The sequence below is a fragment of the Parapedobacter soli genome (genome assembly GCF_025460835.1).
Taxonomy (GTDB): domain Bacteria; phylum Bacteroidota; class Bacteroidia; order Sphingobacteriales; family Sphingobacteriaceae; genus Parapedobacter; species Parapedobacter soli.
Genome location: NZ_JAMXAY010000010.1, coordinates 45,700 through 63,198 on the forward strand (window position 1 = coordinate 45,700; position 17,499 = coordinate 63,198).

At 47.3% G+C, this 17,499-nt stretch carries 15 protein-coding genes; 5 read left to right on the top strand and 10 right to left on the bottom strand.

Going from position 1 to position 17,499, the window contains the following annotated elements:
- Positions 1-11: 11 nt before the first annotated feature.
- From NGM62_RS06395 to purN, 3 genes are all read right to left on the bottom strand, one after another.
- A complete protein-coding gene (locus NGM62_RS06395; protein WP_262246670.1) occupies positions 12-890 on the bottom strand; it encodes a DUF72 domain-containing protein in 879 nt (292 codons plus the stop codon).
- Positions 891-1,009: 119 nt separating this feature from the next.
- Positions 1,010-2,536, bottom strand: a complete 1,527-nt coding sequence (purH, locus tag NGM62_RS06400) for a bifunctional phosphoribosylaminoimidazolecarboxamide formyltransferase/IMP cyclohydrolase (protein WP_262246671.1) — start codon at positions 2,534-2,536, stop codon at positions 1,010-1,012.
- 53 nt (positions 2,537-2,589) lie between these two features.
- Positions 2,590-3,162 carry a phosphoribosylglycinamide formyltransferase gene (purN, locus tag NGM62_RS06405; protein WP_262246672.1) on the bottom strand — a complete coding sequence of 191 codons (573 nt, stop codon included), beginning with the start codon at positions 3,160-3,162 and terminating at the stop codon, positions 2,590-2,592.
- Between the two features lie 356 nt (positions 3,163-3,518).
- Between purN and asnB the strand changes: the two genes are divergently transcribed.
- Positions 3,519-5,204 (top strand): asparagine synthase B, encoded by a 1,686-nt coding sequence (gene asnB / locus NGM62_RS06410; RefSeq protein ID WP_262246673.1) that lies wholly within the window; start codon positions 3,519-3,521, stop codon positions 5,202-5,204.
- A gap of 268 nt (positions 5,205-5,472) precedes the next feature.
- On the opposite strand, the gene NGM62_RS06415 is transcribed toward asnB, so the two are convergent.
- Both NGM62_RS06415 and NGM62_RS06420 read right to left on the bottom strand, forming a co-directional pair.
- Positions 5,473-6,213, bottom strand: a complete 741-nt coding sequence (locus NGM62_RS06415; RefSeq protein ID WP_262246674.1) for a 3-keto-disaccharide hydrolase — start codon at positions 6,211-6,213, stop codon at positions 5,473-5,475.
- A 44-nt stretch (positions 6,214-6,257) separates the two neighbouring features.
- Positions 6,258-7,430: an acyl-CoA dehydrogenase family protein gene (locus NGM62_RS06420; RefSeq protein WP_262246675.1), complete on the bottom strand. Its 1,173-nt coding sequence runs from the start codon at positions 7,428-7,430 to the stop codon at positions 6,258-6,260.
- 149 nt (positions 7,431-7,579) lie between these two features.
- Here NGM62_RS06420 and NGM62_RS06425 point away from each other — a divergent pair, with 149 nt between their 5' ends.
- The 3 genes from NGM62_RS06425 to NGM62_RS06435 all read left to right on the top strand — a co-directional run bounded on the left by NGM62_RS06425 (position 7,580) and on the right by NGM62_RS06435 (position 9,295).
- Positions 7,580-8,284: a helix-turn-helix transcriptional regulator gene (locus NGM62_RS06425; RefSeq protein WP_262246676.1), complete on the top strand. Its 705-nt coding sequence runs from the start codon at positions 7,580-7,582 to the stop codon at positions 8,282-8,284.
- An 18-nt stretch (positions 8,285-8,302) separates the two neighbouring features.
- Complete coding sequence (folB, locus tag NGM62_RS06430) at positions 8,303-8,674, top strand: dihydroneopterin aldolase (RefSeq protein WP_262246677.1); 372 nt, start codon at positions 8,303-8,305, stop codon at positions 8,672-8,674.
- A 183-nt stretch (positions 8,675-8,857) separates the two neighbouring features.
- Positions 8,858-9,295: an Hsp20/alpha crystallin family protein gene (locus NGM62_RS06435; RefSeq protein ID WP_262246678.1), complete on the top strand. Its 438-nt coding sequence runs from the start codon at positions 8,858-8,860 to the stop codon at positions 9,293-9,295.
- Between the two features lie 55 nt (positions 9,296-9,350).
- On the opposite strand, the gene NGM62_RS06440 is transcribed toward NGM62_RS06435, so the two are convergent.
- From NGM62_RS06440 to NGM62_RS06460, 5 genes are all read right to left on the bottom strand, one after another.
- Positions 9,351-9,791, bottom strand: a complete 441-nt coding sequence (locus NGM62_RS06440; RefSeq protein ID WP_262246679.1) for an acyl-CoA thioesterase — start codon at positions 9,789-9,791, stop codon at positions 9,351-9,353.
- A 431-nt stretch (positions 9,792-10,222) separates the two neighbouring features.
- Positions 10,223-11,101 carry an SMP-30/gluconolactonase/LRE family protein gene (locus tag NGM62_RS06445; protein ID WP_262246680.1) on the bottom strand — a complete coding sequence of 293 codons (879 nt, stop codon included), beginning with the start codon at positions 11,099-11,101 and terminating at the stop codon, positions 10,223-10,225.
- A gap of 23 nt (positions 11,102-11,124) precedes the next feature.
- On the bottom strand, positions 11,125-13,035 hold the full coding sequence (locus tag NGM62_RS06450; protein ID WP_262246681.1) for an OmpA family protein: 1,911 nt from the start codon (positions 13,033-13,035) through the stop codon (positions 11,125-11,127).
- Between the two features lie 22 nt (positions 13,036-13,057).
- A complete protein-coding gene (locus NGM62_RS06455) occupies positions 13,058-13,819 on the bottom strand; it encodes an enoyl-CoA hydratase/isomerase family protein (RefSeq protein ID WP_262246682.1) in 762 nt (253 codons plus the stop codon).
- A gap of 44 nt (positions 13,820-13,863) precedes the next feature.
- Positions 13,864-14,946, bottom strand: coding sequence for a mannose-1-phosphate guanylyltransferase (locus tag NGM62_RS06460; RefSeq protein WP_262246683.1), 1,083 nt, complete (start codon positions 14,944-14,946; stop codon positions 13,864-13,866).
- A 336-nt stretch (positions 14,947-15,282) separates the two neighbouring features.
- Here NGM62_RS06460 and recQ point away from each other — a divergent pair, with 336 nt between their 5' ends.
- Positions 15,283-17,475, top strand: a complete 2,193-nt coding sequence (gene recQ / locus NGM62_RS06465) for a DNA helicase RecQ (protein WP_262246684.1) — start codon at positions 15,283-15,285, stop codon at positions 17,473-17,475.
- Positions 17,476-17,499: the final 24 nt, after the last annotated feature.

Sequence of the window (17,499 nt, forward strand, 5' to 3'; positions counted from 1 at the left end):
ATTATGTAGGTTCAGCTGGAGAAACTGATATTTGGGCCTCTAACCTCAATCCCGAGTGCGCTGTTAAGTCGATCGATGAAATAGGACGAAAGTATGGGCGATTCGATTTCGACATGCTGGTGTACAAAAAAGTAAAGCGATTGCAGTCCAGCATCACGCCACTCACTGATGCGTTCCACCCATTCATCCAGCCTGGGCCTGTCTGAGTGATGATTATGGCCGACATAACGGACAAACGCTGTGGGTGTAGAAAGACGCATATGCAGCATATCGCGGCGGCCCAATGCATCCACCAACACATTAGCAACACCTTCTTTTTTTAGCAAGCCGTATAGCTTTTGAGCGACCTCGTCGCTGGAAAACCATTCGGCATTGCGCACTTCTACCGCCAATGGAACGGATTTGGAAAACTTCTCAACGAACCTAACGAGGCGATCAAAATCCTTCGGTTTATAGTTGTCGTGCATCTGCAGGAAACTTACCCCCAACCGGTCCTCAAAAAGTGCGATGGCGTCGCAAAATGCCGTCATTTTTTCATCGACATTCAGCAAACGCCCGAAATGACTTATGCTCTGCGGTATTTTGGGGAAAAACTTGAAGTCGGCGGGCGTCTTGTTTTTCCAGGTTTCCACCTGTTGCTTATCCGGCGAATTGTAAAAGGTAGCATTCAGTTCGATGCAGTTGAACTGTGTTGCATAATAGCTTAATTCATCTTTCGTACCCCTCGGATAAAACCCTTTCAGATCCTGCCTATTCCATTTGGCACACCCCACATATACTTCCAAAGGTTTGACCCGCTCATATTTACCCAATAATTCCAAGGTGTCGGGATGGGTAGGAGGCAGGGTGAAATCTATCGCTTCTGGATTTTCAACGCTTCCGAATTTCATGCTGAGTTGTTTTAGTTGAACACGGATGACACAGATCCAACCGATTTGCACAGATTTATCCGCCAGTTGGTCAAGTATCCGCGATGATCCGTTTAATCTGCGTTATCCGTGTTCCATTGCTAATGTTTGAAATGCCGCACCCCGGTAATAACCATCGCCACACCCTTTTGGTTGGCCATTTCCACCGACTCCTGGTCGCGTATGGAGCCACCTGGTTGTACAATAGCCGTAATACCGGCATCGGCCGCAATCTCCACGCAATCTGGGAATGGGAAAAATGCATCCGAAGCCAATACTGCACCATGAAGGTCGAAGCCGAACACCTTGGCTTTTGCGATAGCCTGTTTCAACGCATCTACCCGTGAAGTCTGCCCGACACCACTGGCCGACAGCTGGCCATCTTTCGCAAGTACGATCGCATTTGATTTGGTATGCTTCACAATCTTGTTGGCAAAGAACAGATCCGCCAACTCGCGTTCGGTGGGAGTTTTGTCGGTAACCGGCTTCATTTCTACCGGGCCCTCAATGACGAGGTCTCTATCTTGCTCTATCACGCCATTGAGCAGCGTCTTGAACTGGCTCTTCGGGAGGGCCGTTTGCTTCCGCTTCAGCAATATCCGGTTTTTCTTACTGCTGAGTATACGCTGGGCTGCTTCACTGTAGGCCGGCGCAATCAGTACCTCAAAAAACAGCTTGTTGATTTCGGATGCCGTTTGCTCATCTATTTCGCCGTTGCAGATGATCACGCCACCAAATGCCGATACGGGATCGCAAGCGAGTGCATCCTGCCACGCAGCAGACAAATCAGATCGGGTGGCCACGCCACAGGCGTTTGTATGTTTCAATATGGCAAATGTAGGCTCCCCGAACTCGTCGATAAGGGATACCGCAGCATCTACGTCTACGAGGTTGTTGTAAGAAAGCTCTTTCCCATTAAGCTTGTCGAATAATGCTTCGAGATCGCCATAGAACACACCTTTTTGATGCGGGTTTTCGCCATATCGGAGTACCTGAGCGCGTTGCTCGCTTTTTTTGAACACCTGCAACGGTGCTTCTTGATTGAAATAATTGAATATTGCCGAATCATAGTGTGACGACACGTTGAAGGCCCGCTTGGCTAGCTCTTTCCGATGTTCGACAAACGTATACCCTTCGTTTTCAGCGAGGATATCTTCAAGATACTGGTAATCACCTTTCGAGGCAATGATGACCACGTCATTGAAATTCTTGGCCGCTGCGCGAATCAATGAGATGCCGCCGATATCTATTTTTTCGATGATATCCTGCTCAGATGCGCCTGACGCAACGGTTTCTTCAAATGGATAAAGGTCTACGATAACCAGGTCGATTTCAGGTATATTGTATTCTTCCAGCTGCTGCCGGTCGGCCTCAAGTGGCCTGCGCGAAAGGATACCACCAAAAATTTTGGGGTGGAGTGTTTTTACCCGTCCGCCTAGGATAGACGGATAGCTAGTTAGGTCCTCTACCGGGATTACGTTGTGGCCGAGCTTCCGGATGAACGCCTCGGTGCCGCCGGTAGAGTAAAACGTGACACCCTGTTTGTGCAATAGGTTAATTAACGGGGCAAGGCCGTCCTTATTATATACGGAGACCAATGCATTTTTGATTTTTACGGGATGGCTCATTCGCTATTTAGCTATTTAGTATGAGCTGCAAAGATAACAAAAATCCCTGCCCGTCACATTTTCTTCAACAAACCCTCGATGACTTTCGGGTAATGTTGGTGCTCCAACTGCTGGCCTTTAAACCTGATGACCTCCAAACTGTCGCCCGGCTCGATACGAAAGCGGGCCTGGTAAATGATTTCACCCTCATCGAAGTGCTCATTGACGAAATGGATCGTAATGCCCGACTCCTGTTCGCCGGCATCGAGCACTGCTTGGTGTACCCGGTCGCCGTACATCCCTTTCCCACCATAAGCCGGGAGTAGCGCCGGGTGGATATTGATGATTTTATTAGGGTATTTGTCCAATAAGTTCTTAGGTACCAGCCAAAGGAAACCTGCGAGCACCACCAAATCGATTTGGAGCCGGGTCAAGAGGTCGGTTATCTCATCGGTTTGATAGAACGTATGCCTATCAAACACATGGGTAGGCACCTCAAAATTGTCGGCACGTTGCAGTACATAAGCATCCGAGTTGTTACTCAATATCAAAGCCACTTCGGCTTGGTCGTGGTATTTGAAGTGCTCCATGATTTTCTGGGCATTGGATCCCGAACCAGAAGCAATAATAGCGATTCGTTTCTTCACGTTATTTCGTTGAATTGATGGTATTCTCCAGCAGCTTGCACCCAAACTTAGCAAAGTTTACCAAATAAAACAAGACAAACAGTTATCTTTGCGGCGTCGCAAAAATAGTGTTTATCCAGCGGTCGGCCAATTAAGCCATGCCCACCAACGTATATAGCGCGAGGCAAGATGTTTTCATGCATGCTTTTTATATTAAAATTGTGACAGTTGAGCGCTTATTTTATTAATATAATTATCTAAATATTATCATTTTTTTGAAAAAATGATTAGAAATAATAGTTTTTGTTGCGAATATCAATATTTTATCCGTTACTTTGCAACATTAGCTATAATGAGTATTTAATCATATTACATTTATGTGTGGAATCATTGGAGCTTTTGACTTGAAAACCAAGTCGGAAGAATTGCGCCCCCAGGTATTAAAGATGTCGAAGAAAATTCGCCACCGGGGACCCGATTGGTCTGGGATATACAGTTCCGACCGGGCAATCTTGGCGCATGAGCGTTTGGCAATTGTTGATCCAAAGTCTGGCAGGCAGCCACTTTATGGTTCAAATGGGCGTGTTGTGCTGGCGGTGAATGGAGAGATTTATAACCACCAGCAGTTGCGGAATGAATTGTCCAATTACGGATTCTCTACGCAAGTAGACAGCGAGGTGATCTTAGCGCTTTACGAACAGAAAGGGGCGGCCTTTATTGAAGATTTGAACGGCATTTTTGCTTTCGCGCTTTACGATTCCAAAAACGATACTTACCTGATTGCCCGGGACCATATCGGTATCATCCCACTTTATATGGGCTGGGACGAGGCGGGCACATTTTATGTTGCGTCCGAGCTGAAAGCATTGGAGGGGCAATGCAACCGCATTGAAACATTCCCTCCGGGACATTACATATATAGCAAAGAGGGCCATACACCCAAAAAATGGTATACCCGTGATTGGGAACAATACGAGGCCGTAAAAGACAATGTAACCGATATCGATGTCCTACGCAAGGGTTTGGAGGATGCTGTGCACCGCCAGTTGATGTCTGACGTTCCTTACGGGGTATTGCTTTCGGGCGGATTGGATTCGTCGGTTATAGCAGCTGTTACAAAAAAATTCGCTTCGCGCCGCATCGAGTCAAACGACCAGGAAAAGGCGTGGTACCCGAGGTTGCATTCATTTGCGGTGGGACTGAAAGGGTCGCCCGATTTGGCAGCGGCAAGAAAAGCTGCCGACCACATTGGCACGATCCACCATGAGATCAATTTCACCATACAGGAAGGGCTCGATGCCGTACGCGACGTAATCTACCATTTAGAAACCTATGATGTGACCACGATAAGGGCGTCTACGCCCATGTACCTCCTTGCGCGGGTCATCAAATCGATGGGGATCAAGATGGTGCTGTCGGGCGAAGGGTCTGATGAGTTGTTCGGTGGCTACCTATATTTTCACAAGGCTCCTAATGCGAAGGAGTTCCATGAAGAAACTGTCAGGAAGCTGAGCAAGCTGCATCTTTATGACTGCTTGCGGGCGAACAAGTCCTTAGCTGCGTGGGGTGTGGAAGGACGTGTGCCGTTCCTGGACAAAGAGTTTATGGATATTGCCATGCGCGTAAATCCGGAGGACAAAATGATCCGGGACGGGCGGATGGAAAAATGGATAGTACGCAAAGCATTTGAAGACTACCTGCCCGAAAGCATCGCTTGGCGTCAGAAAGAACAATTCTCGGATGGCGTCGGGTACAGTTGGATTGACACGTTGAAAGTGCAGGCGGAAGAGCGTGTCAGCGACGAGCAATTGGCCGCTGCCGCGGAGCGCTTCCCGATCAATCCGCCACAAAACAAAGAAGAGTACCTGTATAGGTCCATTTTCACAGAGCACTTTCCGTCGACCGCGGCCGCATTGACGGTGCCGTCCGTCAAATCGGTGGCATGCAGTACGCCGGAAGCCTTGGCCTGGGATGCGTCTTTCCAGAACTTGAACGACCCTTCAGGACGGGCAGTGGCAAGCGTGCACAACGAAAGCTACGAGAAGACAATAGTCAATTTTTAATGGTTAATTTTTAGTTGTCAACTATAGAAGAAAGGGCCGGAAAACTCATGTTTTCCGGCCCTTTCCGCATTAACCATTAACCATTAACCATTAACCATTAACCATTAACCATTAAAAATTAACAATTAACCATTAACAATTAACCATTGACAATTAACCATTACAAAGGTCTAATCCATATATTGCGGAAGCTCACCGGATTACCATGGTCTTGCAATATNAAAAATTAACAATTAACCATTAACAATTAACCATTGACAATTAACCATTACAAAGGTCTAATCCATATATTGCGGAAGCTCACCGGATTACCATGGTCTTGCAATATGATGGGGCCTGCGCCGTGGGCTTTGTATTTCGGAATGCCTATGTATTCAGTGGGGCCGTCGAGTTCAACATTGTTTTGTACCAAGACACCATTGTGCAGCACGGTGACGCGTGCTTTGCTTATCAGGATTCCATCCGCGTTGAATCGGGGTGCTGTCCAAATGATATCGTATGTTTGCCATTCGCCCGGGGCTTTGGTCGCGTTTACAAGTGGAATCCGTTGCTTATAAAGGCTAGCGGCCTGCCCGTTGGAATACGTACGGTTATTATAGCTATCCAACACTTGCACTTCATACAGTCCCTGCATAAAAATGCCGCTATTGCCCCGGCCCTGACTTTCACCGACGATTTCCGTTGGTGTCCGCCATTCCACGTGGAGCTGGTAATCGGTAAACTGTTGTTTGGTTTGGATATCGCCCTTACCTCTTACCACGGTGAGGGCACCGTCAGATACCGTCCATTCCGCGGGCGAAGAACCGTCTTTCCTGCTTACCCATTGATTCAGTGACGTCCCATCGAATAACACGATAGCATCGGAAGGTGCCCTATCGGGTAGTGTTGTAACTACCCGCGGCTCGGGTTCCCACACTTCGGTCTCTTCGGGTTTCATAGTCTGTTGTGCTAAGGCTGGTAATGCAACAAGCACGGCTGCTCCAGCGGCAATAATTGATTTTCTGTTCATATCGATGTAAAACTATTAAAAACTGTTGATTTGCTATGAAAAAATTAACCAAAAGCATTGATTCCTGTGATGTCCATCCCGGTTATCAACAGGTGCACGTCGTGCGTCCCTTCGTAAGTAACAACTGACTCCAGGTTCATCATATGCCGCATGATGGGATATTCGCCGGTAATCCCCATCGCACCGAGCATTTGGCGTGCCTCCCTTGCAACATGCAGTGCGGCGGCCACGTTGTTGCGCTTAGCCATTGAGATTTGAGCCGGTGTAGCCCGATCATCGTTTTTGAGTGCGGCAAGTCGCCATGCTAGCAACTGCCCCTTGGTGATTTCGGTAAGCATCTCGGCTAATTTCTTTTGCTGCAATTGGAAGGCTGCTATCGGCTTACCGAACTGTTCACGTTCTTTAGCGTAACGCAAGGCGGTATCGTAACAATCCATCGCTGCGCCCAACGCGCCCCAAGCGATACCATACCGAGCTTGGTTGAGGCAACTTAGCGGCCCACGCATACCAACGGCGCCTGGAAGAATCTGTGATTTCGGCACGAAGACGTTATCGAATACCAGCTCGCCCGTTGCAGATGCACGTAAGCTCCATTTATTGTGTGTCTCTGGAGTTGTAAAGCCCTCCGTACCACGTTCAACAATCAGTCCTTGTATGTTGCCTTCTGGATTTTTTGCCCATACTATAGCGATATCGGCAAACGGTGCATTAGATATCCACATCTTGGAGCCGTTTAATAGAACAGCATCCCCACGGTCCTCAAACCGGGTGAGCATGCTGCTTGGATCCGATCCATGGTTCGGCTCGGTGAGACCGAAGCAGCCCATCAGTTCACCGCTGGCCAGTTTTGGAAGATAGCGGCGCTTTTGTTCTTCGTTACCGTAAGTGTAGATGGGATACATGACCAGCGACCCCTGCACCGACGCAGTAGACCGGATGCCCGAGTCGCCACGCTCGAGTTCCTGCATCATGATGCCATAGGCCAAATAATCCAAACCGGCACCGCCATAGCTTTCAGGTATGGTGGGCCCGAATAAACCCAGCCCAGCCATACCGCTGAGCAATTGCCTGGGAAACTCAGCCCGTTGGGCGTGGTCTTCGATGATAGGCATCAGTTCCCGGTTAACCCATTGCCTTACGGTATCTCGGATGAATAGATGTTCTTCGCTCAATAATTCGTCTAACAAATAGTAGTCGGGTGGACTATATGGCCTCATAACTTATATTTGCACAAGTATACATATAAATTTACGGATGCACCGCCGGGCGATTGGCATTTCCCAAATTAAATTACGGGAAACGAAGCAATCAAAAATAATATTTTTTTAATTAGATTTGGCTACTTAGATTTGAATTGAAAAGACTGATGCCTGATTTTTTACCTATTGATTTTGATTGCAGTGATGCCATCCGTCAAACTGCCTTACTGAAGCTGGCGGCATTTGACGCGATTGCCGACGAACTTCCGGTATATATTATCCACGATGTGCGCGATTTCTCGGTAGTATATATGTCTAGGTCGGGGTTACGCCAGTTAGGGGTGACACAAGATGAGCTGCGCCAACTTGTACCGGAATATATAAAGAGATTCTTCAATCCCACTGATGTCGAATTTTACTTTCCTAAAACTGTGGAAGCGTTACGAAGCACAGTGCAGCCGCCGGTATGGTTTTCTTTCTTCCAGCAGGTGACTACAGGCTACAGAAGCGATTATGAGTGGTATTTGAGTGCGTCGCGGCCATTCATTTATGATGAGTCGGGGGTGCCATTGTTATCGTTGACTTTTGCGCTGCAACTGGACCCAGACCATCATATGGCGGAGAAAGCAGAACGGCTGATGGAAGAGAACCTCCTGCTGAAGGAAAACTACCAGCGGTTCGCGTCGTTGACAAAAAGAGAAAAGGAACTACTTAAGTATATTGTGTCGGGCGAGAAAACGATCGAAATCAGTGAGCGCACGCATATCTCGATAAAGACACTCAATACGCACCGCCGGAATATCAAAAGGAAACTGGGCGCAAAATCACATTATGAGATAATCAAGTTTGCCCAGGCGTTTAATCTGGTGTAGGTTTATATCTTTGTGGTCATGGGGAAGATACGCCAACAAGTTTCGCTTATCGACGCGCTATTCTATGCATATCACGGCTACTATCCGGAAGAGCAGGTGCTCGGTAACGAATTTGCCGTTGATATCCGGGTGACATTTGATAAGAATGAATACGCTACGGATGAATTGGGGCATACGGTGAATTACGAACTCTTATATGAAATTGCAAAATCTGAAATGGAACGGCCTCGCAAATTGCTGGAAACGGTGGCAGAGGCTATGTTGCACCGTGTCAGGAAAGATTTCCCGTTCGTCTCCAGTGTGGAAGTCAGCCTCACAAAAAACAATCCACCCTTTGGCGGTAATCCCGCAAAAGCACAAGTAAAGCTGAGTTGGGCCGATCCAAAGTAGTAGAAAAACAGCCAACCTCATGCTCGGAATCTATGTCGGCCCATCCCGCCTATAATGACTTTATGTCATTTCATTTCAGATTTTAATGACAAAAAGTCATTAAAATAGATTATTTTCCTATTGGTATACAATTTGGATATCACTAAGTGAGTTCAAAAAATAAAATTTAAAGGAGGATAAAAAATGACACTTGTAAAATTTTCTGGAAACAAAAATAGGGGCGTGGACAACTGGATGAATGACTTTTTCAGCCCTATTTTTAATGATTCATTTTTATCGGATCGTTTTATATCGCGCGTACCGGCTGTAAACGTATCCGAGACAAGCGATGCTTATCAAATCGAGCTTGCTGCACCGGGATTGGAAAAAGGGGATTTCAAAATCAACGTTGACGATGACGTATTGACCGTTTCAGGTGAAAAGAAGTCTGAAACTACTGATGAAAATAAGAAATACAGCAAACGCGAATACAGTTATACATCGTTCACCCGTTCGTTTACTTTGCCCGAAAGCATCGACCACAATAGCATCGACGCCAACTACAAAGACGGCGTGTTGAAGGTGACGATCGGCAAGAAAGAAGAAGCGAAAGTGGCTTCACGGCTGATCGAAGTGAAATAAAAGTATGTAAATTAAAAAAGGCTTATGGATTATATTTTCATAAGCCTTTTTTAATTTAAGTCGCTACCTCTTCGTAATCCTCACTTTTTGGAAGGTGAACAACGATGGCCTTCCAATCTTGTGGTAACTCAGTGAGTTTACGCTTTTCAATGTCCATCCATGCACCATCCACAGTCACCACGGCACATTTAGTCCCGTCAGACCGGAAGATTTCATGCCGGAATGAAAACCGGGAGTTGCTGGTGTTGTACTTGGTCATCACTACGGTCACTTTAACCTCGTCATTAAGATGTATTTCACGTAAATATACCAACTCCTCACGGAAAAGTATAGGGCCAATATTCCTTTCAGCAATCTTATCCAGCGAAAGCCCTGTATCCCGTAGCATATTGCTCCTTGCCTGTGCACATAGGTCGGCATATGCGGAATGGCGTAGGTGTCTATTGGCATCGATTTGAGCCCATATGATCTGTCCTTCGTAGAAAACGTTTTCCATAATCCAAACATAGCAATAAATCGATAAACCAAGCGCAGCAATTTTTGTAATAAAATAAAACGTAGTGATTTTTTTGCACCTTAGCCCCACGGATATTCACTATCCCGTTTAGCAAACACTTTTTCACCGCAACAATCCGTGAACGGTTAACACCTGCGTCGTACCTACTTCGTTATGACCCTATATAATATCCATAGTAAGTCCAAGGTGAGTCCAAGTTTTACCGATAAAACTTGGACTCAACCTGGACTCACCCCAAACCAGGTATTAAGCAGGTACCCGCTTGGTACGATGGATGAATGGAGGCTACCGGTAGATCAGGGGTGCTGAACGCGCCAACGGGATACGGCAAAACCTTTGCTTGTATGGTTCGGTATCCTCCAGCGATATTACCGGGATGAGAAACGCAAGAAAGGGCAGCATGCATAAACCTATCGGACGCCCTTGACCGCCATTTGCAGCGTAAACACCTTGTCGCTCGCGGTGATGAATAGCACGTCCCTGTCCGCTCCACCGAAACAAACATTGGCCGTCCAGTTTGAGGGTACGTCGATGTGGTCTATTTTCTCGCCGGATGGATTATAGACGTGTACCCCTTTGCCGGTAAGGTAAACGTTGCCTTTTTCATCGATTGTCATCCCGTCCGAGCCTTGCTGCGCAAAAAGCTGCCTGTCGGTAAGCGAGCCGTCGCGGCGTATGGTGTATCGATAGGTTTTATTGTCGCCGATATCGGCCACATATAAGAACTTCCCGTCAGGTGTACCGATGATGCCGTTCGGTCGTTTAAACTGGTCATCCACCCGGGTCACTTTCCCATCCCGGTACATATACAATGCTTCGGCCGCGAGGTCGGGTGCGGTGCGGCTCCAATAATCGCGCTGGTAATAAGGATCGGTGAAATAAATGGTGCCGGTGGGGGAAGCCCAGACATCGTTGGGTCCGTTGAAGAGGGAGTCCCGGTAGCTTACCGCTAGCTTTTCGACTTTCCTGTCCATCCCGATGCGCCACAATTCGTTGTGCTCATCGGCACACGCGATCAGGTAGCCTTGTTGATCGAAATAGAGGCCGTTGGCCCGGCCGGCTGGTTTCATGAAGATGGCCAGGTTCCCGTTTGTACTGTACCGCCATATCCGGTTGTTGGGCTGGTCGGTGAAAAATACGTTGCCATTGCGGTCTGCGGCAGGCCCTTCGGTAAAACTGAAACCGTCAGCGACGAGCTGCAGGGTGGCACCAGGCGCGACAACTTGTGCAAGGCTACCATACACCAGTGAAACGGAAAATAAAATGGTGAGATAAATACGGCTTTTCATTCTTGAAATATTTTAGTTCTTGTCTATTCTATAATTTTGAAATCTGTCCGCCGATTGAGCCGGCGGCCTTCCGGCGTATCATTGGTTGCTATAGGTCGTGATGGGCCATATCCCCTGAAGCTGAGGCGGGCCTCCGAGACTCCTGCCTGGAGTAAATAATCATATACGGCTTTAGCTCGGCTTTCCGACAATCGTTGGTTGTGGTCCGCACTGCCTGTGTTATCCGTATGTCCGCTTATCTCTATTCGCACGCGGTCGTTGAGGTCAAGGAATCTTATTAATTGCTCAAGATCGCTCTTGGATTCGGGCAGCAAGGTATACTTGTCTGTTTGGAAGAAGATGTTGTTCAGTGTTTCAGATTTATCAACCGTTATCGGAGATAATGGAATGCGTATCTCGTAGGCATCACTGGTGTTAGTACTGTCATCAAGCGGGTAGCTTTCTGAGAAAAACAAGTAGCCCGGTTGATTGACATGGAGCGCATACGTTCGGCCGAAGGGTAGGGGGGCCAGGAAAGTACCGTCCTCATAATCGGATTGTTCGTTATACAGCATGTCGTTGGACACTACATCGGTCACTGTAACCACTGCTTGGAGCGGCTGGTTGTTTTCCGCGTCTATAACGATACCTTTGAGGTAAGCTACGGGTTCGGGTCGCAATGCCTCTGGCAATGGGAAGGCGTAGATATCTAATCCTCCGATAGCATCCTGCCTATGCGTTGAAAGAAAAGCCTGGTGTCCGTTCATGCTCACTGTCAATGCATTCTGCTCATGATGGTCGTTGATGGGGTAGCCAAGATTGATCGGCTCTTCCCAAATTCCGTTGTGATTCCGGTAGCTTTTGAATATATCTTTACCGCCCAACCCCGGCCATCCGTCTGACGCGAAGTAAAGCGTGCGGTTGTCGGCATGGATGTAAGGGGAGCTCTCGTCGTATCGGGTATTGATGGCCGGTCCGAGATTCTGCGGTTCATTCCATCCACCGTCGGCTTTCAGCTCAGTTCTCCAAATATCGTAACCACCCTGGCCACCGGGACGGTTGCTTACGAAGTAAAGTGTACGTCCATCTGCCGATAACGCGGGTTGCGCTTCCCAGCCCCGGGTATTAATGGGGGCACCTAAATTGTGGGGCGCGCCCCATCGGTCGCCCTCACGCCGAGATACATATAGATCGCAGCTACCGAGCCCATCGGGCCGGTTGCAACCGGTAAAAAACAGGTATTTCCCATCTGGCGATATGCAATGTGCACCCTCGTTATATGAGGCGGAATTGATGTTACCTTTTAAAAGGGCCGCATTTTGCCAGTTTCCGCTATCATCCCTGCTGCTTTCGAAGAAATTTTCACGGTTATCTTTTTTACGCGTGAAAATAATCACCTGTCGATCTGCTGTGAGCTGCGGGAAATACTCGTCGTCTACACTATTAATGGCAGGCCCCTGGTTCTGGGGCAAAAATGGAACCGGATTGGCTACCGCGGTTACACTGAATTCGCAGTCTAAGATATATTTGTCGGTAAGCCGTTTGCCCTCGGGGTCCAGTCCGGGTGTTCCACGGTATCGTTTCAATGCCGTCAATGCATCGCGGTAGTTGCCGATGCGGAGCAGACTCTCGCCAAGGCCGAACCATGTAAGTGTAGTTAGTGCTGAATCGAGTTGAATAACCTTTTCATAGTTACGGGCTGCCGCTGCATAATCCTGTTGTCGGCGTAAAATATCGCCCAATTGCTGGTATGCACCAGCAAATCCGGTGTCGATTGCAACCGCCTTTTCCAGCGATTCGATGGCTAACTTATATTCCCGGTTTTTAAGGTGTGTGCCGGCTCTATCAAATGCCTGTTTGGCCCGTCTACTCTGGGAGTCCCACTGTGCAACAACCGGCGTTGTATTTAATACGCTGAACAAGGCTAATAAATACAATACATTCGCTATGTTCATGTCTTCGGGAGCTTTCCTCTAACTATCGCTGTTTGAATTCGTATAATGATTGCTTCGATTCCTCGCTTAATGCCAAACGGCCGCTAATAGCCGCCAGGTCGTGTAGTAGTATCTCCCAATGGTCTGTGCCTTCCCAGAGGGTCCGTTTCAATGCAGTGAGTGCCTCCAAGTTTTTGTTAAGCAGGAGGTCACAAAATGCTTCTATAGCTGTGTCCATTTCACTAACCGTAGCCTGCACACTATGTATAAGGCCTTGTTGCTGCGCCCATTGGGCGTCGAAAAAGGTGGTCGGGTTGAGGGAGAGTGCGGTAAACGCGGAGAGCCCTATTTTACGTTTCAATGCCGGTGCGATGACGAATGGCCCGATATTGATACTGATTTCACTAAGCTTGACAGCCGCGTTTTCGGAAGCAAAGCAGTAATCACAAGCCGCCATAAGGCCTACACCTCCTCCAACAGCCTTGCCCTGTGCCCTGCCTATGATCAGCTTGGGCGATCGGCGGATGGCGTTGATCACATGTGCAAATCCCGAAAAAAAAGCCTTGCCTGCTTTTTCGTCTGTCAATGCTAATAGTTCATCGAAACTTGCTCCCGCACAGAATGTGCGGTCACCGGCACTTTGCAGTAAAATAAGCTTCACTGCTGTCTCGGCCCCCGCAGTCCGGATATGCTCACTAAGCTGGGCCAATAGGGGGGAAGGGAGCGAATTGTGTGCGGGGTGCCCGAAAGTAATTACGGCCAGTCCTTTGTCGTTTGTTTCGGTTTTTACAAATCCTGTATCCATAAGACAAATCCTGCGCACAGGTGCACAGACCTCAGTTGATTCCCTTAAATATATTTATTGCCAAACTTGGCTTTCACATCAGCTACGATTTCCTTTACAGCCTGCTCCTTATCTTTCGGGCAGATCATCAACGCGTCGTCAGATTGCACCACGATGAAGTTATGAAGACCTTTTACGACAACGAGCTTATCTTTGGGTGCATGGATCATGCAGTTTGACGAGTCATAGGCAATAATATTTTCTGATGAAGATGACACATTACCCAAATAGTCTTTTTCAGACAGTTCATACACGGACCCCCAAGTACCCAGGTCGGACCACCCGAAATCCGCCGGCAATACGAACACGTTGTCGGCCTTTTCCATGATAGCGAAATCGATCGAAATGTTAACACACCGTACGAATGCTCCAGCGATGAATTTTCTTTCCCGTTCCGAATTATACGTTTCCGCGCCTTCTTTGAATACCTCGTTCATTTCTGTTTGGTATTTTTGGAACGCTTCGATAATGGTTTTTGCCGACCAAATGAAAATACCTGCATTCCATAGAAAATCACCACTTTGTATAAATGTAGTGGCCAATTCCAGGTTTGGCTTTTCGGTGAAGGTCTTTACTTTTCTAAAACCTTGTACCATAGCACTTTTTCCGTATTGGATATAGCCGTAACCAGTGTCGGGCCGTGCAGGTTTGATACCCAAAGTAATCAACCAGTTGTTATCTTCGGCGCATCGGAGGCCATTGGTTATGTCGGCTAAAAAAACGTCCGGTTCCAGGATCAGGTGATCGGCCGGGGCAATGACCATGACGGCATTGGGGTTCAGCTGCTGTATCTTGTGGCTGGCATAAGCGATGCAGGGTGCTGTATTGCGCATGATCGGCTCCAATATAAGCTGCTGGGACGAAAGCTCCGGCAATTGCTCACGTGCCAGATCGGCGTATACCTCATTCGTGGCCACAAAGATATTCTCTTTCGGGATGATCTTGCGAAAGCGGTCGTACGTTGTCTGGATCAGTGTTCTCCCAACCCCCAGCATATCGATAAACTGTTTGGGCATTTGGGTGCGGCTCACCGGCCAAAAGCGGCTGCCGATACCTCCTGCCATGATAACAGCATAGTAATTCTTCATGTATTGTTATTTCCGTTGTTATTTCTTGTTTTGCAATTCCAGCTGGTATACCCCTTGTTTCCAAAGGTAAGAATGAATTTTGTTTCTGCGCTTAATATAGCTATTTTATGCATGCGGCCAACAGGTCAACTTATTTTATTGCCATTGTATTTTGCCTGCTGCGTCGCTGCAAGCGTATGGCTGGGCGTGATACACAATTGATTAATGCAATATTTTTTGATTTTGGATTGCTATTCACAAATATATTTACTAACTTTAGATACTGATATGCGCAAAAATATGTTATTTTGGGCATTCTTTGATTATCAGTCTATCTGAATTTTTGCGAAAGGCGCAATGGAAATAGAGAAAAGGTTATTTGACAATCTACAGGATTTTTTTGGGTTTGATACATTTAAGGGTGACCAGGAAGCGATAATCACCAATATCCTACAGAAAAACGATACGTTTGTGATTATGCCTACCGGTGGTGGCAAGTCCATATGTTATCAATTACCGGCATTGATGAGCGAGGGGACGGCTATTGTCATCTCCCCGCTTATTGCCCTGATGAAGAACCAAGTGGATCAACTGCGTTCTTTTGGGGGTGATGACAGTATTGCCCATTTCTTAAACTCATCTTTAAACAAAAGTGAAATAACACGTGTTCGACAGGATGTCATAGCCGGTAAGACGAAGTTGCTTTATGTCGCACCCGAGTCGCTTGCTAAAAGTGAGAACGTGGAGTTCCTCAAACTCATTACAGTATCGTTCGTGGCGGTGGATGAAGCACATTGTATTTCCGAATGGGGGCACGACTTCCGCCCGGAATACCGTAAAATACGCTCGGTGATCAACTCCATCGGTGATGGTATACCGGTCATCGCACTGACGGCGACGGCTACTCCAAAAGTACAATCCGATATCCGTAAGAACCTACAGATGAATGATGCGACGTTGTTCAAGTCATCGTTCAATAGGGCAAATCTCTTTTATGAGGTGCGTCCCAAGCGGAATGTTGTAAAGGAGATTGTCCGTTTTATCAAAAACAATCCCGGCAAGTCGGGCATCATTTATTGCCTTAGCCGGAAAAAGGTTGAGGAAATAGCCGAAGTGCTGAATATAAATGGTATAAAAGCGCTACCCTACCATGCGGGTTTGGACGCCAAGACACGCGCAGACACACAGGACAAGTTCCTCATGGAGGACGTTGAGGTCATTGTCGCAACCATCGCCTTCGGCATGGGGATCGATAAGCCCGACGTAAGATATGTTATCCATCATGATATCCCCAAGAGCATGGAAGGTTATTACCAAGAAACCGGACGGGCCGGACGGGATGGGGGTGAGGGCCACTGCTTGGCGTTTTATTCGGAAAAGGATATCGAAAAGCTGACTAAATTCATGAAGGATAAACCCGTGTCTGAGCGCGAAATCGGCACACAGATACTCAAGGAGGTGATCGATTATTCAGAGTCGTCTGTCTGCCGCCGTAAACAGATTCTTCATTATTTTGGGGAAAACTTTGACGAGACCGGGTGCAATAGTATGTGCGACAATTGTTGCGCCGAACAGACAACTTTCGAAGCAGAAGAGTCGTTGTTGGACGTACTGAAGTTTATTCAAGAGCAAGGCGAGAAATTCGACGACCACCATATCATCAACGTCTTTATCGGACAGAATAACCAGCCAATATCATCCTATAAGCATGATACGCACCGGGTGTTTGGAAGTGGCAAGGAGCACGGGATACTCTATTGGAAATCACTCATTAGACAAGCGGTATTGAATAATTTCCTGGCTAAGGATATCGATAACTATGGGTTATTGATGCTTACCGATACCGGTAAACGCTATATCGAGAATCCGTATGGTTTGAAATTCATCCTTAATAAACCGATGGAGGCAGCAACCGAAGACGGTAGTGATGAACCCACCCAGCAGGGCGGCGGGGCGGTAGATACGCAGCTGCTCAAAATGCTTAAAGAACTACGCAAGAAGATAGCCAAGCAAAAAGGATTGCCCCCCTTTGTCATTTTCCAAGACCCATCGCTCGATGAGATGTGCACGCATTACCCCATCACGATGGATGAGCTCAAGCAAATCCATGGGGTGGGGGCAGGGAAGGCACTTAAATTCGGCAGCAAGTTCATCGAACTCATCAAACAATATGTTGAGGAGAATGAAATAGATCGACCACAGGATTTGGTAATCAAAGGCACGGCTAATAAATCAGCCTTAAAAGTGTCCATCATCCAGAATATCGACCGTAAAATCGGACTCGAAGACATCGCTCATGCAAAAGGAATTACTTACGAAGACCTCCTGAAAGAAGTTGAATCAATCGTCAACTCCGGCACCAAGCTCAATTTGGGGTATTTTGTGGATGAAATAATCGACGAAGACAGGCAGGACGAAGTTTTTGACTACTTCCGGACCGCTGAAATCGACTCCGTAGATCAAGCATTACGCGATTTAGGGACGGATGATTATACCTATGAAGAAATCCAATTGATGAGAATCAAGTTTATGTCGGAATTGGGGAACTGATAAGTGTCCGAAAATTGACAAGAT